General features: G+C 65.8%; 19 protein-coding genes and 1 pseudogene. 10 read left to right on the top strand and 10 right to left on the bottom strand.

Annotated features, from left to right (window positions below; translation table 11 throughout):
* Positions 1-220: 220 nt before the first annotated feature.
* The gene (locus D0901_RS06270; RefSeq protein ID WP_129139443.1) at positions 221-1,456 is read left to right on the top strand and encodes an MFS transporter; all 1,236 of its coding nucleotides are present in this window, start codon (positions 221-223) and stop codon (positions 1,454-1,456) included.
* Positions 1,457-1,463: 7 nt separating this feature from the next.
* Here D0901_RS06270 and D0901_RS06275 read toward each other — a convergent pair whose 3' ends face one another.
* Complete coding sequence (locus D0901_RS06275; protein WP_129139444.1) at positions 1,464-2,219, bottom strand: SDR family oxidoreductase; 756 nt, start codon at positions 2,217-2,219, stop codon at positions 1,464-1,466.
* 112 nt (positions 2,220-2,331) lie between these two features.
* Between D0901_RS06275 and D0901_RS06280 the strand changes: the two genes are divergently transcribed.
* From D0901_RS06280 to D0901_RS06290, 3 genes and pseudogenes are all read left to right on the top strand, one after another.
* Positions 2,332-3,234: a LysR family transcriptional regulator gene (locus D0901_RS06280; protein WP_129139445.1), complete on the top strand. Its 903-nt coding sequence runs from the start codon at positions 2,332-2,334 to the stop codon at positions 3,232-3,234.
* A 642-nt stretch (positions 3,235-3,876) separates the two neighbouring features.
* Positions 3,877-4,815: a hypothetical protein gene (locus D0901_RS06285; RefSeq protein WP_129139446.1), complete on the top strand. Its 939-nt coding sequence runs from the start codon at positions 3,877-3,879 to the stop codon at positions 4,813-4,815.
* A gap of 204 nt (positions 4,816-5,019) precedes the next feature.
* Positions 5,020-5,241, top strand: a pseudogene (locus D0901_RS06290) (tautomerase family protein); the annotation flags it as partial.
* 156 nt (positions 5,242-5,397) lie between these two features.
* On the opposite strand, the gene D0901_RS06295 reads toward D0901_RS06290, so the two are convergent.
* Positions 5,398-5,865, bottom strand: coding sequence for a GNAT family N-acetyltransferase (locus tag D0901_RS06295; protein WP_129139447.1), 468 nt, complete (start codon positions 5,863-5,865; stop codon positions 5,398-5,400).
* Positions 5,866-6,126: 261 nt separating this feature from the next.
* Between D0901_RS06295 and D0901_RS06300 the strand changes: the two genes are divergently transcribed.
* Positions 6,127-6,603 (top strand): NUDIX hydrolase, encoded by a 477-nt coding sequence (locus D0901_RS06300; RefSeq protein WP_129139448.1) that lies wholly within the window; start codon positions 6,127-6,129, stop codon positions 6,601-6,603.
* 148 nt (positions 6,604-6,751) lie between these two features.
* Positions 6,752-7,156, top strand: a complete 405-nt coding sequence (locus tag D0901_RS06305) for a DoxX family protein (protein WP_129139449.1) — start codon at positions 6,752-6,754, stop codon at positions 7,154-7,156.
* On the opposite strand, the gene D0901_RS06310 is transcribed toward D0901_RS06305, so the two are convergent.
* Positions 7,157-7,849, bottom strand: coding sequence for a uracil-DNA glycosylase family protein (locus D0901_RS06310; RefSeq protein ID WP_129139450.1), 693 nt, complete (start codon positions 7,847-7,849; stop codon positions 7,157-7,159).
* A gap of 65 nt (positions 7,850-7,914) precedes the next feature.
* Positions 7,915-8,355 carry a lactoylglutathione lyase gene (gloA, locus tag D0901_RS06315; protein ID WP_129139451.1) on the bottom strand — a complete coding sequence of 147 codons (441 nt, stop codon included), beginning with the start codon at positions 8,353-8,355 and terminating at the stop codon, positions 7,915-7,917.
* Positions 8,356-8,484: 129 nt separating this feature from the next.
* Between gloA and D0901_RS06320 the strand changes: the two genes are divergently transcribed.
* Entirely contained in the window at positions 8,485-9,048 is a 564-nt protein-coding gene (locus tag D0901_RS06320; protein WP_129139452.1) for a DNA-3-methyladenine glycosylase I, read from the top strand.
* A gap of 75 nt (positions 9,049-9,123) precedes the next feature.
* A complete protein-coding gene (locus tag D0901_RS06325; RefSeq protein WP_129139453.1) occupies positions 9,124-10,449 on the top strand; it encodes a DUF2252 domain-containing protein in 1,326 nt (441 codons plus the stop codon).
* Between the two features lie 308 nt (positions 10,450-10,757).
* Here the strand turns inward: D0901_RS06325 and D0901_RS06330 are convergent, their stop codons facing one another.
* The 3 genes from D0901_RS06330 to metE all read right to left on the bottom strand — a co-directional run bounded on the left by D0901_RS06330 (position 10,758) and on the right by metE (position 14,693).
* Entirely contained in the window at positions 10,758-11,372 is a 615-nt protein-coding gene (locus D0901_RS06330) for an FMN-dependent NADH-azoreductase (RefSeq protein WP_129139454.1), read from the bottom strand.
* A 101-nt stretch (positions 11,373-11,473) separates the two neighbouring features.
* Positions 11,474-12,268, bottom strand: coding sequence for an MliC family protein (locus tag D0901_RS06335; RefSeq protein WP_129139455.1), 795 nt, complete (start codon positions 12,266-12,268; stop codon positions 11,474-11,476).
* Positions 12,269-12,407: 139 nt separating this feature from the next.
* On the bottom strand, positions 12,408-14,693 hold the full coding sequence (gene metE, locus D0901_RS06340; protein WP_129139456.1) for a 5-methyltetrahydropteroyltriglutamate--homocysteine S-methyltransferase: 2,286 nt from the start codon (positions 14,691-14,693) through the stop codon (positions 12,408-12,410).
* Between the two features lie 134 nt (positions 14,694-14,827).
* Between metE and D0901_RS06345 the strand changes: the two genes are divergently transcribed.
* Positions 14,828-15,742, top strand: a complete 915-nt coding sequence (locus D0901_RS06345) for a LysR family transcriptional regulator (protein WP_129139457.1) — start codon at positions 14,828-14,830, stop codon at positions 15,740-15,742.
* Positions 15,743-15,755: 13 nt separating this feature from the next.
* Here D0901_RS06345 and D0901_RS06350 read toward each other — a convergent pair whose 3' ends face one another.
* The 3 genes from D0901_RS06350 to D0901_RS06360 are packed head-to-tail and all read right to left on the bottom strand — an operon-like array spanning position 15,756 to position 18,591.
* Complete coding sequence (locus tag D0901_RS06350; protein WP_129139458.1) at positions 15,756-16,208, bottom strand: lipocalin-like domain-containing protein; 453 nt, start codon at positions 16,206-16,208, stop codon at positions 15,756-15,758.
* A gap of 23 nt (positions 16,209-16,231) precedes the next feature.
* A complete protein-coding gene (locus tag D0901_RS06355) occupies positions 16,232-17,869 on the bottom strand; it encodes an ATP-binding protein (protein ID WP_129139459.1) in 1,638 nt (545 codons plus the stop codon).
* A gap of 5 nt (positions 17,870-17,874) precedes the next feature.
* A complete protein-coding gene (locus tag D0901_RS06360) occupies positions 17,875-18,591 on the bottom strand; it encodes a response regulator (protein WP_129139460.1) in 717 nt (238 codons plus the stop codon).
* Between the two features lie 599 nt (positions 18,592-19,190).
* On the opposite strand from D0901_RS06360, the gene D0901_RS06365 reads away from it, so the two are divergent.
* Complete coding sequence (locus tag D0901_RS06365) at positions 19,191-22,100, top strand: ribonucleoside-diphosphate reductase subunit alpha (protein WP_129139461.1); 2,910 nt, start codon at positions 19,191-19,193, stop codon at positions 22,098-22,100.
* Positions 22,101-22,188: the final 88 nt, after the last annotated feature.

The raw sequence follows: 22,188 nt of genomic DNA on the forward strand, positions 1-22,188 counted from the left end.
CTATCGCCCGACAGCGAGGCCATGGCGTCCATCACAGCCCACTTCGCCCCGAATCACCGTCGCGATTCTGATAATCTAGACCCCTTGACGCTTCACGACGCTGGCGTCGATCGGACCGATGCCGGCCGCCACACGGGCACAGCGACGCGCCCCGTCCCAGACAAGGAGTCCACGCCATCCCCATGCCGTCCCGTCGTCACGTTATCGCCATCCGCCAGCCATGAGCGACACCCGACTCTTCCGCTCGTTGCGGATCTACAACTATCGCCTGTGGGCCGCCGGCGCACTGATCTCCAACACCGGCACCTGGATGCAGCGGGTGGCCCAGGACTGGTTGGTGCTCACCGTATTGACCCAGCACAACGCCAGCGCCGTGGGCATCACCATGGCCCTGCAGTTCGGGCCGCAACTGCTGCTGTTGCCGCTGACCGGCTATGCCGCCGACCATTTCGACCGACGCCGCCTGATCCTGCTGACGCAAGCCCTGCTCGGCCTGCTGGCGCTGGGACTCGGTCTGGTCACCGTCACCGGCGTGGTCACGCTGTGGCAGGTCTACGCCTTCGCCCTGGGGCTGGGTTGCGTCAGCGCCTTCGATGCCCCGGCGCGCCAGACCTTCGTCAACGACCTGGTGGGCGAGCAGTATCTCTCCAACGCGGTGGCCCTCAACTCGACCTCGTTCAATGCCGCGCGCATGGTCGGCCCGGCCGTGGCCGGCTTGCTGATCGCCGCGGTCGGCACCGGCTGGGTGTTCCTGATCAACGCTGTCTCCTTTGCCGTGGTACTCGGCTCGCTGTGCCTGCTGCGCGTCGACGAACTGCACCGCACCGAGCGACCGCCGCGCCAGGCCGGCGACCTGACCGAAGGCTTCCGCTACGTCTGGCGGCGCCGGGACCTGATGGCAATGCTGCTGATGCTGTTCCTGATCGGCACCTTCGGCTTCAACTTCCCGATCTATATCTCGACCATGTCGGTCAGCGTCTTTCACGGCGACGCGGGGCAGTATGGAATCTTGACCTCCTGCCTGGCGGTCGGCTCGGTGGTCGGCGCGCTGCTGGCCGCCCGCCGCGAACGCCCGCGCGTACGCCTGCTGTGCTTCGCCACCCTGAGCTTCGGCATTTTTTGCGCCGCGGCGGCGTTCGCCCCCAACGAATACCTGTTCGCCGCGGCGCTGACGGTCATCGGTCTCTCCGCGTTGACCTTCATGACCGCGGCCACCGCGCTCATGCAGCTCGCCACGGCCCCCACGATGCGCGGACGCATCATGGCCCTGCGCATCGCGGTGACCATGGGCGGCACGCCGATCGGCGCCCCCATCGTCGGCTTCATCGCCGATCATGCCGGCCCGCGCTGGGCGCTTGGCGTGGGCGCTGCGTCGGGTCTCGTCGCCGCGGTAATCGGCGCACGACTGATGCTGAGAATGCGCCGCCAGCGTCAAGCGGCCCCAGATCGAACCTGAAGGGCGCTCACACCATGCCGCCGTTGACGCGCAGAATCTGGCCATTGACCCAGCGCCCCTGGGGCCCGGCGAGAAAGGCCACGACATCGGCGATCTCCGCCGGCTGGCCCAGGCGCTCGAACGGCGACAGGGCGGCGATGTTGGCGACCTGCTCGTCGCTCTTGCCGGCGAAGAACATCTCGGTGGCGACCGGCCCCGGGGCCACGGCGTTGACGCTGATCCCGCGCCCGCGCAACTCGTTGGCGAGCACCCGCACCAGCCCCTCGACGCCGGCCTTGCTGGCGATATAGGCACCATAGCCGGGGAACGACTTGCCGAGTACCGACGAGGAGAAGGCGATGATGCGCCCGCCTTCGCTGAGGCTCTCGGCGGCCCTGGCCATCACCAGCCAACTGCCGCGCAGGTTGGTCGCCAGGGTGCGGTCGAGAATCGCCACGTTGTCGCTGGCCACGTGGCCCATCTCCAGTACCCCGGCGCTGTTGACCACCACGTCGAGACGGCCGAACGCCTCCCGCGCGGTCGAGAACATCTGTTCTACCGCCGCCGGGTCGGCGATATCGGCCTGTACCGCCAGCGCCCGGCCGCCCGCGGCCTCGATCTCGGCAACGGTCTCCTCGGCACGCCGGGTATTGCCGGCATAGTTGACCACCACGGCGAAGCCATCGGTCGCCAGCTTGCGTGAAACGGCGTAGCCGATGCCGCGGGAACCGCCGGTGACGATGGCTACCCGTTGATCGGTGTGTGGCGTATTGGCATGACTCATGATCGGGCTCCTCGGGAAAGTGTGTTGCCTGCGGAACCAGTATCGAGATTCATCCAGGGAAAATAATCCCCTCTATACTGGCAATACCATTCAATCTGACATAACAATTGCCATGGACCGCTTCGACGCCCTGACGCTGTTCACCCGAATCGTCGAGACCGGCAGCTTCACCCGCGCCGCTAACGGCCTCGGCATCCCACGGGCCACCGCCACCCTGGCCATCCAGCAGCTCGAAGCGCGCCTGGGCGCCCGTCTGCTGGCGCGCACCACGCGTCAGGTACACCCCACACCGGAGGGCGCGGCCTTCTACGAACGCTGCGTGCATCTGCTCGCCGAACTCGAGGAGGCGGAGGCGGCGCTGGGCCCGGTCGCCGCAAGCCCGACCGGCACCCTGCGCATCGAGATGCACGGCGTGCATGCCCGGCATATCGTGCTGCCACGCATCCAGGCATTTCGCCAGCGCTATCCAAAGCTCGACGTGGTGCTGACCAGTGGCGACCGCCGGGTCGATCTGGTCGGCGAAGGCATCGACTGCGCCCTGCGCGCCGGCGAACCGGCGGACTCCAGCCTGGTCGGCCGCCGGCTCGCCGAACTGCCCCAGACGATCTGCGCCAGCCCGGCGTATCTGGACCGGGCCGGCCGGCCCCGTCATCCGGACGAGCTGACGCAGCATCAGGTGGTGCGCTTCTTCTCCGGCAGCAACGCCGCGGACGACACCCTCGATCTGCTCATCGACGGGCGGGTACAGGCGTTCGCGGCCGGCGGTTGGCTGACGGTCAACGATGCCGGCAGCTACGTGGAAGCCGCCCGGCAGGGTTGCGGGCTGATCCAGTTGCCGCGCTTTCACATCGAGGAGCAACTGGCCCAGGGCGTGCTCGAAGAGGTGCTGGGCGAGTGGCAGAAGCCGAGCCTGCCGCTGTGGGCCATCTACCCGCAACGGCGCCAGCTCGCCGCTCGGGTGCGGGTGTTCGTCGACTGGGTTAGCGAGCTCTACACGGCGCGCTTTCCCGCCTGAGCGGGTCACATACCGCCCAGGTTAACGGCGCAAGGGTAAACACCGAATACCGTCAGTTTCACTTCACCGCCGGCAGCGCCGCCGAGGCTGACATCGGCTCATCAACGGCGACCAGGCCGATCCAGGTCATGGTGGAAAGCCTCCCACGCTACGATCAACGTCACGACTCGGCGGGAGCGTTCATGCAGCTCGGCCTGTGTGCCAACGCTACGGTGCCGTTCTTTGACAGCCATCCGGTAACATATTTTTCAGATCCTCACTCCAGCATGCCCAATCGAGGTCGATGAGCTTCCCATGCCCGTCGAATCGAGGATACGGTGTCATGTTCAAACTCTAGCCGGTATGGCTATAGCCCACAAAGGTGTAACGAAGCTCGCCCTCGATCGGGTAGACCATAGAAAAATTCACTTTTGCCCTCCATCCAAGAATGGCTTTTGATCATGATCAGCAACGGATCTACTGCAGATCTCGGATGATAAAAAACCATCGAGCGACCGGCGCAATATGCAGGTACTGAGTCGACCTGTCGTTATGATACCTATTGCCCCATTGAATTCCACAAGGTATAGGACACTCCATGTTCAGCCACAGTGATAGAGTGCGGAGGCACCGCTGATGAAACGAGAAATATGGATAGCACTCATGAGCTTATCGGCTACGCAGATAAGCTGGGCATCACCGGCAACGCAACGCCTGCCCGAGGCGATGGTCATGGTTGCACCGCCACTCGATAGCGTCGGCAAAGGCCTTGAAATCCAGCGTCTCGTGCATGGGCAGTTCAAGCAGGATGGTGACCAAACAGTGGCAGTTCTGCATCTCATTCGACGCCCGCTCGGGCAATCACCGACTTGTGAGCCAGGCTCTGAAGGCTGCTTGCCCAACGTATCAGATGCACTGACGCTGCAAATCAATATCAATGATTCTGACTCACAGCATACGCTGCCATCTGACACTCGCGATGAACCTATTACCGCTTCCAGCTCCAGACGAACTCCCATTTTCCGCGAACTTTTCCAGCGGCTCGCCATTGAAAAACTCGACATCCGGAACCGGGGCGACACCTGGATGATAACTCCCGAGGGCGGAGTAACCACGATATGGCAGCCAATGAGTCTCGAGCAGGCATCGAGCGCCTCCTATTTCGCCGAAATCCTGGGGCCGCCTGTTTATGAGATCGAGCAGTGCGTCGCATCTCAACTGGCTGACGTTCTTGCGGCCGAATCTCCCACCGCCGCCCAGCGCTACCTGCTCGATGCTGTCTCGGTGAATGCGGACGTTCAACGTCTAGACGGCCATGAGAAGTCGACTCGCTATCGGCAGGCCCTAAACGTCGAGTTTGCGTCCCAGTTGCTGAGCAGATCGGCAGACGTTCCGGACAGCCCCGCTGCCTTCGTCTCCACCTCGCCATACAACGCCCTGGCGCAGGACTCCGAGTCGCGCGCATGGCTGATGGATAACTTTTCGCGTATCGAAGGCGCCGCTCGATACTGGCGCCGACTCGATCGACTATCCCATAACGTTGCACCGGGTGCCCAGTCACGCATCATCTGTAACGATCTGGTGACGCTGGACTCGCCCTGAACGCTAAAAACTAGTCTCATGAGCCAGCGAAACACGGCATGGGTTACAAAACGCCATACAGCTACTTTTTCGGCCTGCAGCGAAAAATTGCCAATGTGCATCTTACAAAGTTAATACTTATGCAAGCCAAGACAGGCATATCCCTTCAACTCAGAAAGCGTTCCTCTCGTCGTTGAGCTACAATCGCCACAGCAGGATGAAGCCGATTTCGACTGTAGCTCCCACTATCTCGGCATCATGCGAAGTCAGGGCTTGGTGATCATCCAGATTACCTGCAGCAATCCCCGCAATTCGACTCAAAAACAGGCGCTCTATCAGCACCTGACGCTATGGGCGGTCTACCCGCAGCGGCGCCAGCTCGCCGCTCGGGTGCGGGTGTTCGTCGACTGGGTGGCGGCGGTCTATGGCGAGCGTTTCGGGTGCTAAGCGCCCCTGCCACAAGGCCCAATGGTGTCAGCCCACCGTGACAGAAACTCGGACCATCCCCGGGCCTTCATCGAACAGCGTCTTGCGAGTCAAACGTCCGGGCACGGCGAGCGGCTGAGGCATCCAGGCGCCGTGTCCGAAAGGGAGCCGCCAGGGTCAGGCATTCGGGTTCGGCTTGGTCATGATCGTCGTCTCCACGCCATTCCAGTCAGCGGTTTCGAGACGTCGCCAGCCTCGCTTTCGATACAGCGCCTGCTGGTCTGGCGTATGCAGATAAAGCGTCTCGACATTCCACGACCATGCCTGACGTTCAGCGACTTCACAGACCTTCGAGGCGATACCGCGGCCACGATATTCCGGCATCACGAAGACACCGGCCAACCAGGGCGTGAGATCTTCTCGACCGTCAAGATCGCACACCCGAAGCGCGCTCGTGGCTACAGGTTGGCCCGCCACCATCGCCACCCAGGCAATCGGCAACCCATCGTATTGCGCATGAGCTTCGAGTCTCGCCTTGCGACGCTCGAAGGATTCACCGGCGACAATACGCTCCCAATGCGCCGCCATGGCTTCGGCCAGCACCGGAATCGTCTCCGGAACGTCTCTTAAATATTCGATGTCCATAACCGCCTACCGTTTGCCCGATACCGCGCCTATTCTCCGTGTTACGGCCCCGAAGTCACGCTGGCCTTTGACCTATCAAGGCAACCAATGACGGATATCTGACAGGGATCGCGCCCGTAGGCCGGGCCATCCCACATCGATGTCCTCCGTGCCTTGGCATCCGGGGTCGCCTCTCCCGGCGCGCTGACGACCGTGACACCACTGTCGAGCAGGGCCAGATCGCATATCATGAAAGGCGAACACATCGAGCCGGGACACCCCATGACACACGGCACCGACTCGCCGGCGAAAGCGGCTTTTCACCACCCCATTCCCGCGACAATCGCGGCGGTCATTCGGGAAGGTCATGTCTTGCTGGTCCGCCGCAAGAACCCGCCGGATGCCGGCCACTGGGGCTTTCCCGGCGGCAAGATCGAGTTCGGCGAAAGCGTGGAACACGCGGCTCTACGCGAACTCCACGAAGAGACCGGCGTGCGCGCCGATGCCCTGGAAACCTTCACCGCGGTCGATGTCTTCGATCACGACGAATCCGGTAATGTTCGACAGCACTTCGTGCTCATCGCCGTGTTGTGTCGCTGGCTATCCGGCGACCCCGTGGCCGGCGATGACGCGCTGGATGCCCGGTGGTTCCCGGTAGATGGCCTGGCAAGTCAGGACCTGGCACTGAGCCTCGATGTCGTCGAGGTGGCCGGAATGGCGGCCGAGCGGAAAGCGCGAATCGCCAACCGTCACGGCTAGACGAATCGGCAAGGCCGAGCGATTCATGGCCAGGGGGCCTACCCGACGACACCGGCCGTCAGCGTGGAATCACCCCGGCTGGGCCCGGCGCCTCAATCGTGGAATAGTAGGGCCTGCGTTACGCCCACCACCCACGACGAGGAATACGATGCTCTCTGCCCTCCACAACGACGCCCTCGGCAAGCTGCTGCTGAGGCTCGGCGTCGGCGGCCTGATACTCCTGCACGGAATCGCCAAGCTGCTCAACCCGGGGACGCTCAGTTGGATCGGGGGGCTCGTCGCCGATCACGGCCTGCCCACCTTCCTGGCCTATGGCGTGCTGCTCGGCGAGGTGGTGGGGCCGGTCATGGCGATCCTCGGCTGGCAGACGCGCATCGCCGGGGCGCTGATGGCCGGCAACATGCTCGTCGCCATCGCCCTGGTACATACCGGGCAACTGCTCACTCTCACCGACCGGGGCGGCTGGGCGCTGGAACTGCAGGGCATGTTCCTGATCGGCGCCCTGGCCTTGATCTTCCTGGGCAGCGGGCGGATGGCCGTGCGCCCGGACTGATCAGGCCCACCCCAGCCGGCGCGCGGCATCGAGCGATTCGAGCCGCGCCGCCAGCAGCTCCGGAAAGCGCTTGTACCAGGTCTGGTTGAGCGGTGACGGGTGCGGCAGCGGGTGCAGCCGGAAGGTCGCCTGGTGGCCGTTTTCCAGCGTCAGCGTCGTGTCATGGTGGGTCTCGAAACGGTCATCGCGTTTCCAGAACGCCTCCAGGGCCTGGCGCGTCTCGCGCGACTGGCCGATACCGAACCACAGAAACGCCTCGCGGCCCAGGGTGATCAGCTCCCGCCCCTGCCAGCCGTCGATCAGAACCGCCGCCATCAACGGCTGGAAGCGGCGCTTGACGGCCATCGACCAGGCCTTGTTGCCGGTCGGCTTGTAGGGCACGGTGTTGGCCCAGAACGCCGACCGGCCGATCTCGCGGGAGGCCGCGAAATCGGGCATCGCCGTGCCGTGAATCGCCCGATACAGCCCCTCACGAACCTTCTGGCCGCCGGCGCCGATGAACGGCTCGCCCCAGCGCACTTCCTGCTCGCCCGGATCGCGGCCGAAGAAACCGATCGGCGCCTCGCGCGGACCCAGGCCGATGATCGGCTCGCAGGGGTCGCGATCGTACTTCTCGTAGGCCGCGAGATCGACGCCATCCAGGTGCTCCGCCTCGCGGCGGAACGCGGCGTGCAGGGTCTCATCCAGTTGCATGGGCTCCTCCCTGAGCTTGAGCCAATAGCCTCTTAGCTCTTATTTCTTGACTCTCCCCTCTTCGCTTACCAGCTGCCGGTATTCTCCATGGACGCCCACGGCTCCTGCGGCTCGAGCGCATCGCCCTTCTGCAGCAGTTCGATGGAGATGCCGTCCGGCGAGCGCACGAACGCCATGTGGCCATCGCGCGGCGGGCGGTTGATGGTTACGCCATTGGCCTGGAGGTGCTCGCACAGGGCGTAGATGTCATCGACCCGATAGGCCAGGTGGCCGAAGTTGCGCCCGCCGGTGTATTCCTCGGGGTCCCAGTTCCAGGTCAGTTCGATCATCGCGGTGCGCTCCTCGCGAGCCCTCGGTTCGTCCTCCGGGGTGGCCAGGAAGACCAGCGTGAAGCGCCCCTTTTCACTCTCCTTGCGGCTGATCTCCTTGAGTCCCAGCAGGTTGCAGTAGAAATGCAGCGACTCGTCGAGGTCACTGACCCGGACCATGGTGTGCAGGTATTCCATGTTCACTCCTCCCTGGTTCTGGCGGGGCGTCGGACAACTTTCACCGACGCCATGTCCTGGGGCATGATGCCCGATGATCGCCGCGTCGTCACACACGGCGCCTCATTCACCTCGGCGCGGGAACCCGACATGTCCGACTACTGCGACCTGGCCCCCGGCCATCCCCATCATGGCCCCTACCACGACCACGAGTACGGTTTTCCGGTCACGGACGACGACGTGCTGTTCGAGCGCCTGGTGCTGGAGATCAACCAGGCGGGACTGTCGTGGCTGACGGTGCTCAAGAAGCGCCAGGCCTTCGACGCCGCCTTCGAAGGCTTTCGCATCGCCCGGGTCGCCGACTACGGCGAGGCCGAACGCGCCCGCCTGCTCGGCGATGCCGGCATCATCCGCAATCGCCTGAAGGTGGATGCCGCCATTCACAATGCCGGGGTGGTCCGCGAGCTGCAGGCGACGCACGGCAGCTTCCAGGCCTGGCTGGACAGCCACCACCCACTGGCCCTGGTCGACTGGGTCAAGCTGTTCAAGCGCACCTTCCGTTTCACCGGGCCCGAGATCGTCAACGAGTTTCTGATGAGTACCGGCTACCTGCCCGGCGCCCACCGCGAGGATTGTCCGGTGCAGGCCCGCATCCGCGCCGAACGGCCGCCCTGGGCGCGCGCCGAGGCCGTCGCGCCGCCGTCATCGTCGTGACACAGTGGCATGCTAGTCTGATCGATTCGTGAATCCCGTTCGGCACCGCCGGCGCGTCACAAGAGAAGGCACCGCATGTCGCAACCGCTGACCCAGCACAATCGTCCCCGCCAGGTGATGGACGCCATCGCCCAGGCCAATGCCCATCTCGCCGAGGCCGACCGCGAGGCCAAGTACGCCAAGCTGGCCGAATCGCCCTATCGCTTCTTTCGTGGCACCAATCACCTCTACTGGGACGATGTCTGGTACGACTGGCGCTTCGCGCTGTTCGGCGGCATCGCCGAAACCCAGACCTGGCTGCAGGGCGACGCCCATGCCTACAACTTCGGCGCCTACGGGCATCACGACGACCGCGTGCGCTACGGCATGGACGACTTCGACGACGCGCTGATCGGCGACTACCAGTACGATGTCTGGCGCCTGGCGATCAGCGTGGTGCTCGACGCCCGCGAGAACGTCGGCCTCTCGGCCAAGGCCACGCGCAAGGCCGTGGCCACCCTGCTCGAGCACTATCAGGCCGAGCTGGCCCGCCATGTCGAGGGCGATATCCCCGGCGCGGTCGACCTGGACACCGCCAAGGGCGTGCTCAAGGGGTTTCTCGGCGAGGTCAGCGCCAAGCAGAGCCGCTCGCGCATGCTCGCCAAATGGACCCGCCGCGACGCCGACGGCCGACGCTTCGCCGAACGGCCCAACAAGTTGGCCAACCTGCCGGCCGACCGCGCCAGCCAGCTGCGCAAGGCGGTGGAAACGGAATACCCGCAGACCCTCGCCGGCGGTGCCGCCAAGAGCCCCGCCGGGCATTTTCGCGTCAAGGACCTGGCGCGCCGGCTGGATGCCGGCACCGGCTCGCTGGGGCTGGAGCGCTTCTATGTGCTGATCGAGGCCGACGAGGCCCATGGCCACGACGACGTGATCCTCGACGTCAAGCAGCAGACCCCGCCGGAAGGCTGGCGACTGATGAATCGCGCGGAGAAGCGCGCCTGGCGCTCGGCCTTCCCCCACGAGGGGATCCGCCACGCCGCGGCGTTTCGCGCCATCGCCGAACATCCCGACATCTACCTGGGGTGGCTGCATCTCGGCGACACGGTGTTCTCGGTACGCGAGCGTTCACCGTTCAAGGCCGACTACCCGACCCACAAGATCGATGGCGGCAAGGCGTACCGCAAGCTGGTCCGCCAGTGGGGGCGGATTCTCGCCCGGGAACATCTGCGCGGCTCGCGCGCCCTGAATCCGGGCGAGCCGGCGCGCTTTGCCAGGCATGTCTGTCGCCGTCTGGAGGGTCGCATGGAGGCCTTCGTCGACATGGTGACGACGCTCGCGATGAGCTATGCCGACTGTGTCGCCCAGGACCACCGGACGTTCGTCGAGGCGCGCACCGGACACGACGACGCCGGGCGCTGAGGCCCGGCGTCGGCGGGTAAGAAACTAAGTTCATCGCATTATGCTGGGAAATGCGGCGCGAATCATCGCGAACAAGCTCCCTCCCACAGCCCCCAGTTGGCTTGTCCTCGTGGGAGCGAATTTATTCGCGATCGCGGCGGGCACTATCCCCCGGACACGCCGGGCGCCTGCGGCGTCAATCGGGAACAAGTTCCCTCCCACAAGAATCCCCATGCGCCAGCGGGCCATCCAGCCCGGTTTTCGTGGGAGAGAATTTTGCCCCATAGCGGTGACTTAGCGTTTCATGTCGATCCGCGAAGAACCAGAAATTACAGCCGGTCGACGAGGGCCTCGATCGCCTGACGCGCCTCGCCCAGCGCGCTCTCGCGGGCTTCGTCGCCCATCGCTAGTCCCTCGGCATAGACGAACTCGACATCCTGGATGCCCATCAATCCCAGCATGTGGGTCATGTGCGGCGTCTGCGAGTCGAGTTCGGTGCCCGCGTACTGGCCACCGCGCGCCGCCAGCACCACGGCACGCTTGCCCTCGACCAGCCCCTGCGGGCCGTTCTCGGTGTAGCGGAAGGTCCGCCCGGCGCGCAGCACGCGGTCGAACCAGGCCTTGAGCTGCGTGGGAATCCCCAGGTTGTACAGCGGTGTCGCCAGCACGATCACGTCATGGGCGAACAGTTCGGCGAGCAGCGTCTCGGACCGCTTGGCCAGCTCACGCTGGCCGGCGTCGCGCTCGGCCTCGGCGACCATCCAGCTGCCCAGCTCGACACCGTCGAGGTGCGGCAGCGGCTCGGCGACCAGGTCGCGCTCGGTGATCGTCACGCCGCCGCGGCGCTCGGCCTGCGCCTTGAAGTGTTCGGCCAGGCCGCGGGACTGGCCGTTGTCGCCGAGGATCGAACTGTTGAGCAGCAATACCTTGGTCGGGGTGGTCATCGTCGTGTCTCCGGTAGTGAAGCGTCGATGCCACCCATGCTACTTGGTTTTTTTGCAATGAAAATCGCAAAAAACTCCCCGGCTCATTCGATGAAATCGAATCAACGCGGTGCCCTTTCGATCCCCTGCCCACAACCGCGAAACACCCGCTCGCCGACCTGGAGCCTGACCCGTACCGGATAGGGCTTGCCGCTCATGGCGTCGAAGCAGGCGCGGGCCTGCATCTGCACGGCGACCGGCTCGGCGGCGCCGTCGGCCCGCAGGGTAACGCTGGCCTGCTCGCCGTTGTCGAGGGCGACCAGCCGATAGTCCAGCGTCCGTGAACGTTCGCCATTGTCGGTGACCAGCGTCATCGACGGGGCATCGCGATCGAGATCCAACGTCCAGCCGGGCTCGTTGCCCAGCGCATGAAAGATCGACTCGGGATGGTCGGCCCGGGTCAGGGTCCGGCGATGGACATCCTCCTGGCAGGTCAGCCGACCGTTGTCGCTGGTCACCACCGCTTCCTTGCCCTTGTTCCAGAATGTCAGATCGTCCTTGACGTAGCGCGCCCCGGAAGCCACCACCGCCCGGTCGAGCAGGTAATGCCCCTGCGCCGACCACAGGCGCAGTTGATCGTCGGGGAAGGCCGATATCAGGTCCTGGGCCGGCGTGCAGCGCCAGGCGATGAAGTCCTCGGCGCCGTCGGCGAAGAACGCCGAGGGCAGCAGTGGCGACCGCGGCTCGGCGGCCGGCTCCTGTTGCACCGCCCGGGAAGCGCTCGCCGCCGACGGCTGTACCGTCCGGTCGGCGACCGAGGGACGCTTGACCTCGGGAGCGGGCGAGGTGGCACAACCGGCCAGCACGAGCGTGATGGAGACAATGGCCGCAGTACAGGTGACGGGATTGAGACGCATGGGAACTCCAGACTGACGAAAATCGATCCGTGACGCCTCAAGCATACCAGTCGCCGGGCCCGGGTAGTCGCCGAAAAAGGGCCACCCGCATAGCGAGTGGCCCTTTTGACGACCGATGCTGGGCGCTATGCGGCGCGCGCTACCCCAGACGGCGACGCAGCACGCCGGCGGCCTCGACCATCGCGGTCAGGGCCGGTTCCACCTCGGCCCAGCCGCGAGTCTTGAGCCCGCAGTCGGGGTTGACCCACAACCGCTCGGCGGGAATCTTCTCGGCGGCCTTCTCCATCAGGGCGACCATCCAGTCGACCTCGGGGATGTTCGGCGAGTGGATGTCGTAGACGCCCGGGCCGATCTCGTTGGGGTAGGCGAAGTCCTGAAAGGCATCGAGCAGTTCCATGTCCGACCGTGAGGTCTCGATGGTGATCACGTCGGCATCCAGCGCGGCGATCGCGGCGATGATGTCGTTGAACTCCGAATAGCACATGTGGGTATGGATCTGCGTCTCGTCGCGGGCCACCGCCGCGCTCAACTGGAAGCAGTTCACCGCCCAGTCGAGATAGCCCTGCCACTGGCTCTGGCGCAGCGGCAGCCCCTCGCGCAGCGCCGGCTCGTCGATCTGGATGACCCGGATGCCCGCCGCCTCGAGATCGGCGACCTCGTCGCGCAGCGCCAGGGCGATCTGCCGACAGGTGGTCTCGCGCGGCTGATCGTCGCGTACGAAGGACCACTGCAGGATGGTCACCGGCCCGGTGAGCATGCCCTTCATCGGCTTGGCGGTGAGCGACTGGGCGTACTCGCTCCAGGCCACGGTCATCGCCCGCGGGCGGCTGACGTCGCCAACGATCACCGGCGGCTTGACGCAGCGGGAACCGTAGCTCTGCACCCAGCCGAAATCGGTGAAGGCGAAGCCGTCGAGCCGCTCGCCGAAGTATTCGACCATGTCGTTGCGCTCCGGCTCGCCATGCACCAGCACGTCGAGGCCCAGTGCCTCCTGGCGCTCGACGACATGCGCGATCTCCTCGCGCATGCGGCGCTCATAGTCGGCCGCCGGGAGTTCACCGCGCTTGAAGGCGAGCCGGTCGGCACGGATCTCGGCGGTCTGCGGAAACGAGCCGATGGTGGTGGTCGGAAACAGCGGCAGCTCGAGCCGAGCGCGCTGCGCCCGGGCGCGCTCGGGGTAGGCACTGGCGCGGCGGGAGTCCACCGGACGCAGCGCCGCGAGACGCTCGGCCACCGCCGGCTGGTGGATCCGTGTCGACTGCCCTCGCGCGTCGAGCGCCGCGGTGGCCGCCTCGAGCGCGGCACGGTCTTCGCCGTCGCCACGACCGTCGAGCAGCCGGGTCAGGATCGCCACCTCGTCGAGCTTCTGGCGGGCGAAGGCCAACCAGCCCTTGAGCTCGGGATCGAGCCGCGTCTCGCTGGCGAGATCCACCGGCACGTGCAGCAGCGAGCAGGACGGCGCCAGCCACAAGCGCTCGCCGAGCCGCATCCGCGCGGTGGCCAGGCGTTCGCGCAGCGCCGCCAGATCGGCGCGCCAGACGTTGCGTCCGTCGATCGCCCCCACCGAGAGGATCTTGTAGGTCGGCAGACGGTCAAGCACCCGCTCGAGCTGGTCCGGCGCCCGCACACAGTCGATGTGCAGCGCCTCGACCGGCAACCGAGTGGCCAGCCCCAGGTTGTCGCCCAGGTCGCCGAAATAGGTGGCCAGCAACACCTTGACCGGCGCCGACTGCAGCGCGTTGTAGGCGGACTCGTAGGCCTGCTGCCAGTCCCGCGGCAGATCCTGGACCAGCGCCGGCTCGTCGAGCTGGACCCAGGTCACGCCCTGGTTGCCCAGTCGGGCGAGGATCTCGCCGTAGACGGCGACCAGTTCATCGAGCAGTTCGAGGCGCTCGAAGCCCGCGTCCCGGGCCTTGCCCAGCCACAGCCAGGTCAGCGGCCCGGTGAGCACCACCTTGACCGGATGGCCGGTGGCCAGGGCCTCGTCGACCTCGTCGAACAGCCGCTGGCTGGCCACCCGGAAGGTCTGCCCGCGATGCAGTTCGGGGACCAGGTAGTGATAGTTGGTGTCGAAGTACTTGGTCATCTCGCAGGCCGCCGCGGGGGTGCCGGTCGGCGCCCGCCCGCGGGCCATGCGGAAGCTGGTGTCGAGATCGACCTCGCCGTCGACGGGACCGAAGCGCGCCGGTACCGCGCCGATCAGCGTGGAGACGTCGAGGACCTGATCGTAGAAGGCGAAGTCGCCGGCGGTGATGAAATCCAGACCGGCGTCACGCTGCGCCTGCCAATGGCGCTGACGCAGTTCGCGGCCGGTGGCCTCGAGGTCGGCCTGGGCGGTCTCGCCTTTCCAGTAGGCCTCGACGGCACGCTTGAGTTCGCGGTGGGCGCCGATACGGGGATACCCCAGAGTATGAGCCAGCGTCATGATTATTCCTTGCCATCGTTAACCGGGTAAGATGCGAACAGGTTTCGCCATCCGCGCTGACGGCAAGTCTCACTGGCCAGGCAAGGTGAATCAAACTAAATTAACTAATCATTAACTTGAATGGCTTTCACGATATGCTCGAGCTTCGCCATCTTCGCACTCTGATCGCCCTGCGTGATGCCGGCTCGCTGGTGGAAGCCGCCGAACGGGTCCATCTCACCCAGTCCGCCCTGTCGCACCAGATCAAGGATCTCGAGGAGCGCCTGGGCAATCCGCTGTTCCTGCGCAAGACCCGTCCGGTGACCTTCACCCGCAGCGGCGAACGGCTGCTCGCCCTGGCCGATCAGGTCCTTCCCCAGGTGCGCATGGCCGAACGCGACCTGGCGCGCCTGGCCGGCGACGAACAGGGCCGGCTGCACATGGCCATCGAATGTCACAGCTGCTTTCAGTGGCTGATGCCGACCATCGACCGCTTTCGCGATCACTGGCAGGAGGTCGAGGTCGACATTCCCAGCGGCCACAACTTCGACCCGCTGCCGGCGCTGGCCCGCGAGCATCTCGACCTGGTGATCACCGCCGACCCGCAGCCGCTGGCCGGCGTCCACTACGAGCCGCTGTTCCGCTACGAGGGGCTGCTGGCGGTGGCCAAGCAGCACCGGCTGGTCGACCGACCCTACGTGACGCCGGAGGAACTCGCCGGCGAAACGCTGATCACCTACCCGGTGGAGCACGCCCGGCTCGATGTCTTCACCCAGTTTCTCGACCCGGCCGGCCTGGCACCGCGCGAGGTGCGTACCGCCGAGCTGACGATCATGATGATGCAGCTGGTGGCCAGCGGCCGAGGTGTCTGCGCGCTGCCCAACTGGGCGTTGACCGAATACCTGGAACGCGACTACGTGCGCGCCCTGCCGCTGGGCGAGCAGGGCGTGTGGAGCACGCTGTTCGCGGCGATCCGCGAGGACAGCCGCGAACTGCCGTGGATGGAGGATTTCCTGCGCACCGCCCGCGAGACCTCGTTTGCGGTGCTGTCGGGGATCAAGCCGGCCTAGGCGTCTCGTTCAATCAGAGCGCGTCGCGGGTCCACTCGAGGATAGTCGTGTAGCCGCCCTCCGGGAGCTGCGGACTGGGCGCGTCGGTGGCCAGCACCAGGCGATCCGCCTCGAGCGTCACCTCGCGCGTCAGGCGGGCGCCCTCCCAGAAGGGCAGGCTGGCGATGTCGACGTCGTGATGCACCGCGCGGCCGGACAGCGACCAGTCGCCGCCATAGGCGAAGCCGCTCTGGAAGTGGGCGGCCAGGCTGGCGTCGCTGCCGAGATCGAGCGGCGGCCGCTGGCGGGCGACCACCTGAACCGCCATGCGTCCCGGTCGGCCGACGTCATCGAGCTGGTAGAGGAGCTGGCCGGCGGCCTCGCCGAGCGGCGCCCGCTCGCGTCCGTCGGGCCAGCGGTAGACGAAACGCTGCAACCGCCAGGCGCCGGCCAGCGCCTCGGGGGTGGGAAGTACGGGGTCGGACATGGCGAATCTCCATTCTCGGAACGTCAGACGGGGCCGCCGAGCGTGGGCTGGGTGGTCGCCGGCAGCAGCAGGCTGAAGCGGGCCCCGCCCAGCGTGTGGCTCTCCTCGACCACCACGCTGCCGCCGTGCCAGAGCATGATCTTCTGGACGATCGACAGCCCCAGCCCATAGCCGCCGGAACGTCGCGTGCGGCTGTCGTCGAGCCGCGCGAAGGGCTTGAAGACCTCCATGCGCTCGTTCTCGGGCACGCCGGGGCCGTCGTCCTCGACATCCAGGCGTACCGCCCGGGTATCCCGCGAGATCACGATCATCACGCGCGACTCGGCGTGTCGGCAGGCATTGGCGACCAGATTCTGCAGGGCACGCTGCAGATAGCGCGGCTCGGCGACAACCTCGATCTCGTCGCCCGGGGCGATCGACAGCGCGATGTGCGGGTGCAGCGAATCGAGCGCCTCGACGACCCGCTCGGCCATCGCCCGGCAATCGATGCTCTCGGTCTCCAGGCGCACGCCGCTGGCGTTGTCGCTGCCCAGCTTGGCGTAGGTGAGAATCTCGTCGACCAGTTGATCGAGCTCCTCGATGTCGCTGTCGATGCCCTTGAGCTGGCGGCGCACCGCGTCATCGTCGGTCATGTCGTCGACCATCTGCACGGCGAAGCGGATACGCGCCACCGGCGTGCGCAGCTCATGGGAGACGGCACGGATCATCTCCTGCTGGGCGCGGATCAACGACTGTACCTGGGCGGCCATGCCGTTGAAGGCCATCCCCAGCCGGCCCATGAAGTCGCTGCTGTCGACCTTGACGCGGGTATCGAGATAACCGCCGGCGATGCGTGTCGCTGCCTTTTCGAGTCGCGCCATGCGCGCCTCGACGCCGCGCACGATCAGGTAGATCGCCCCCGCCAGCAGCATCAGCGACGCCAGCACCAGCCCCAGGGTCAGCGTCAGCGGCATGGTGTCGAAGGCGTGCACCGGGCCCACCTGCAGCCAGCGCTTGCCGCTCTCCTCCGAGTCGCCCAGCAGCAGGACCCGGGCGTGGGCCGACAGGCTGCGCTCGACGGGCTCGAGACGCAGCACCACCTCGCCACCGCGCAGGCGCTCGCGCTGGCGCTCGTCGAGCCCGTCGGGCGGCTGGTCGGTCAGGGTGATCGGCAGGGCCTGCTTGTCGGCCAGGGTCTTGAGCGGCACCTCGGGGGCCGGCATCGACTCGAGCCAGCCGCGCAGGCTGTCGACCAGACCGCGCATCTGCTGCTCGGTGAGCTCCGAGAACATGGCCTCGAGAACCAGCGGCTCCTTGGGCAGCCGCCGCCACAGGTGCCAGGTACCCAGGCCATCCTGCCTGACCAGCGGACGTCCCTCGTCGAGCCGGGCCCGCTGGAAGTAATTGAAGTCGACGCGCTCGGCGGGATGCAGAATCAGGGCGATGTTGAGACGCGCGCTCTGGCGGGCCAGCCAGGCCGGCCGCTCGCTCTCGGGGACCTCGCCGATCAGCGTGGTGAGCAGTGCCATGGGCGCGCTGGCCAGCCGTTCCCGATAATGCTCGCGGCGCACCTGATCGACCACCAGATACCCCAGCATCGCCAGGCTGAAGGTCAGGATCAGGGCCAGCAGCAGCGACGCATAGACGCGCAGGAACGTGCTGTCACGCAGGGTGCGGCGCATCGGACTCAGGCGTCCTTGACGAATAGATAACCCTTGCTGCGAACCGTCTTGATGCGGTGCGGCTGGTTGGGATCGTCGCCGATCTTGGGCCGGATGCGCGACACGCGCACGTCGATCGAGCGGTCCTGGCCGTCGTACTTGATGCCGCGCAGCGACGAGAAGATCTCCTCGCGGGTCAGCACCCGACCGGCATTGTCGGCGAGCAGCCACAGCAGATCGAACTCGGCGCTGGTCAGGTCGACCCGCTCGCCTTCCAGCCAGGCTTCGCGCGTGGCACTGTCGATGGTGAGGTTGCCGAAGGTCAGGCGGACCGCGCCACTGCCGCTTTCGACGGGGTCGCTGCGACGCATCAGGGCCCGCATGCGCGCCAGCAGCACGCGGGGCTGAACCGGCTTGGGCACGTAGTCGTCGGCGCCCATCTCCAGGCCCAGCACCTGGTCCATGTCGTCGGTCCGCGCGGTCAGCATCAGGATCGGACCGGCATACTGCGGGCGTACCCGCCGGCAGATCGACAACCCGTCCTCGCCGGGAAGCATCAGGTCGAGGATCACGATGTCCGGCTCCAGCTCGACGATACGCTCGACGGCATGCGTGCCGTCCGCCTCCAGCGTGACCTGGAAGCCGTTGGCCTCGAGGTATTCGCGAGTCAGATTCGCCAGGCGCTCATCGTCCTCGATGATCAGTACGTGGTCCTTGTGTTTGCTGTCCAAGCTGTCATCCATCCTGTTGACTGGGGCGGCGCGCCGCCGCTGACGATCAGGTCTTGTCGACCCCCCGCAACTCCTGCCAATGCTACACCGAGCAACAGGGGGTTACGAGATGGTCACCCTCAACCTTAGCGAATGGCCGAGGATGATACCTGAAATCATTCTTGTTCGTGGCGCCGGTCGCGCAACCCCCTGATCCGTTATGACTTTTCCCTGTCGCCCCGAGTATGGGCCATGGCGTGGCAGGCGACCACGCTGAGTGACACCTTTTTTCTCGACATTTTAATGCCGATAAATTTCCCGACAAACGCTCTTTGGCCCCTCGAAAAATTCATCTTCCGCCACGAAAGGCGCAACCATGCCGCCCCGCGCCGGACGCCAGAAATGCCCCCAGACGAGGCACAACTTATCCACAAGTTATCCGCTTGCTGGGCACTTAAAAGCACATTATCTTGTGTCACCACCTAGCACGGCCACAAGATGATGTGGCTACTAACAATTTAGCGAAACGCTGTCAATGAGCGTCCCGACGACGCTCCGGGCCGCGTTTTCACGCCCCGCGAGCCGGGGCGAACGTCTTTCCTACAGATTCCTCACTACGGATGACCGGCGCCATGGAAACCACTCTCGCTCCCGATCCGACGGGCATGAACGTGACCGCCCCCAAGCAACTGCGAGTCATCAAGCGCAACGGTGACGTCGTTGCCTTCGACGCCAGCAAGATATCGGTGGCCATGACCAAGGCCTTCATCGCCGTCGAGGGCGACAACGCCGGCACCTCGTCGCGCATCCGCGACTTCGTCGCCGAGGCCGCCGCGCAGATCGTCGAGGCCTTCGAGCGGCGCACGCCGGACAACGGCACCCTGCACATCGAGGACATCCAGGACCAGGTCGAACTGGCGCTGATGCGTGCCGGCGAGCAGAAGGTCGCCCGCGCCTACGTGCTCTACCGCGAGGAGCACGCCCGCGCCCGCCAGGCCGCCGGCGGCGACATCGCCAAGCCGCACCCCACGCTCAACGTCACCCTCGCCGACGGCACCGTGCGTCCGCTCGACCTGGGCCGCGTCGAGACGCTGGTGCATGACGCCTGCGCCGAGCTCGAGAACGTCAACGCCAAGAAGATCGTCGACGACTCGCTGAAGAACCTCTACGACGGTGTCAGCGTCGACGGCGTGTCGCAGGCGCTGATGATGACCGCGCGCACGCTGGTCGAGAAGGAACCCAACTACACCTACGTCACCGCGCGGCTGCTGCAGGACAACCTGCGTCGCGAGGCGCTGGCCTTCCTGGGCATCGCCGAGGAAGCCACCTATCAGGAGATGGCCGAGCTCTACAAGCCGGCCTTCCAGGCCTACATCGCCAAGGGCATCGAATTCGAGCAGCTCGACCCGGCACTCGCCGAGTTCGACCTCGAGCGCCTGGGCGATGCGCTCGATCACACCCGCGACAACCAGTTCACCTACCTGGGCCTGCAGACCCTCTACGACCGCTACTTCATCCACCGCGACGACGTCCGCTACGAGCTGCCGCAGGTGATGTTCATGCGCGTCGCCATGGGCCTGGCGCTCAACGAGGACGATCGCGAGGCGCGCGCCATCGAGTTCTACGAGCTGCTCTCCAGCTTCGACTACATGGCCTCCACGCCGACCCTGTTCAACGCCGGCACCGTGCGCAGCCAGCTCTCCAGCTGCTACCTCACCACCGTGCCCGACGAGCTCGACGGCATCTACAGCGCGATCCGCGACAACGCCCTGCTCTCCAAGTGGGCCGGCGGCCTGGGCAACGACTGGACGCCGGTGCGCGCGCTGGGTTCCTACATCAAGGGCACCAACGGCAAGAGCCAGGGCGTGGTGCCATTCCTCAAGGTGGTCAACGACACCGCGGTGGCCGTCAATCAGGGCGGCAAGCGCAAGGGCGCGGTCTGCGCCTACCTCGAGACCTGGCACCTCGACGTCGAGGAGTTCATCGAGCTGCGCAAGAACACCGGCGACGACCGCCGCCGCACCCACGACATGAACACCGCCAACTGGGTGCCGGACCTGTTCATGAAGCGCGTGTTCGACGACAAGGACTGGACGCTGTTCTCGCCGTCCACCTGCCCGGACCTGCACGACCTGTACGGCGCCGCCTTCGAGAAGCGCTACGAGGAGTACGAGGCGATGACCTACACCGGTCAGCTCAAGCTCTTCAAGCGCGTCAAGGCCAAGGACCTGTGGCGCAAGATGCTGTCCATGCTGTTCGAGACCGGCCACCCGTGGATCACCTTCAAGGACCCGTGCAACCTGCGCAGCCCGCAGCAGCACGCCGGGGTGGTTCACTCCTCCAACCTGTGCACCGAGATCACGCTGAACACCAGCGCCGACGAGATCGCGGTGTGCAACCTGGGCTCGGTCAACCTGGCGCAGCACATCGTCGACGGCAAGCTTGACGGCGACAAGCTCGGCAAGACCGTCAAGACCGCGGTGCGGATGCTCGATAACGTCATCGACATCAACTACTACGCGGTGCCCCAGGCCGAGAACTCCAACTTCAAGCACCGCCCGGTGGGGCTCGGCATCATGGGCTTCCAGGACGCCCTCTACAAGCAGGGCATCGCCTACGCCTCGGACGACGCGGTGAGCTTCGCCGACACCTCCATGGAGCTGGTCAGCTACCACGCCATCGAGGCCTCCTCGGATCTCGCCGCCGAGCGCGGCACCTACCAGAGCTTCGACGGCTCGCTGTGGAGCCAGGGCATCCTGCCGATAGACTCCATCGAGAAGCTCAAGGCCGAACGCGGTGCCGACTACATCGAGGTCGACACCTCCACGACCCAGGACTGGCAGCGCATCCGCGACAAGATCGCCAGCCAGGGCATGCGCAACTCCAACGTCATGGCGATCGCCCCGACCGCGACGATCTCCAACATCTGCGGCGTCTCGCAGTCGATCGAGCCGACCTACCAGAACCTGTTCGTCAAATCGAACCTGTCCGGCGAGTTCACCGTAGTCAACGCCTACATGGTCCGCGATCTCAAGGAACGCGGCCTGTGGGACGAGGTGATGATCAACGACCTCAAGTACTACGACGGTAGCGTCCAGCCCATCGACCGTGTGCCGGACGACATCAAGGCGCGCTACGCCAGCGCCTTCGAGGTCGAGCCCAAGTGGCTGGTCGAGGCCGCCGCGCGCCGCCAGAAGTGGATCGACCAGGCGCAGTCGCTGAACCTCTACATCGCCGGGGTCTCGGGCAAGAAGCTCGACGTCACCTACCGCATGGCCTGGTTCCGCGGTCTCAAGACCACCTACTACCTGCGCGCCCTGAGCGCCACCTCGGTGGAGAAATCGACCGTCGACCGCGGCAAGCTCAACGCCGTGGGCAACGCCGGCGGCGGCACTGGCGAACCGGCCCCCGCCCCGGCGGCCGAGGCGCCCAAGTCCGAGCCGCGCGGCATCGACGACTTCCTGACCGGCAAGGGCGGCAGCGGGTCGCGCGCGCCGTCGGCCGGCGAGATCGACGAACTGGGCTGCGAGGCCTGCCAGTAACGACCAAGAAGGAAGAGGGAAGGCGGCGCTGCGCGCCGACCCAGCAGGCAGGCTCATGGCCGCCTGCTCTTCCGCCCGAAGGGCGCTT

Origin of the sequence: Modicisalibacter coralii, assembly GCF_004117855.1 — a bacterium.
Lineage (GTDB): Bacteria > Pseudomonadota > Gammaproteobacteria > Pseudomonadales > Halomonadaceae > Modicisalibacter > Modicisalibacter coralii.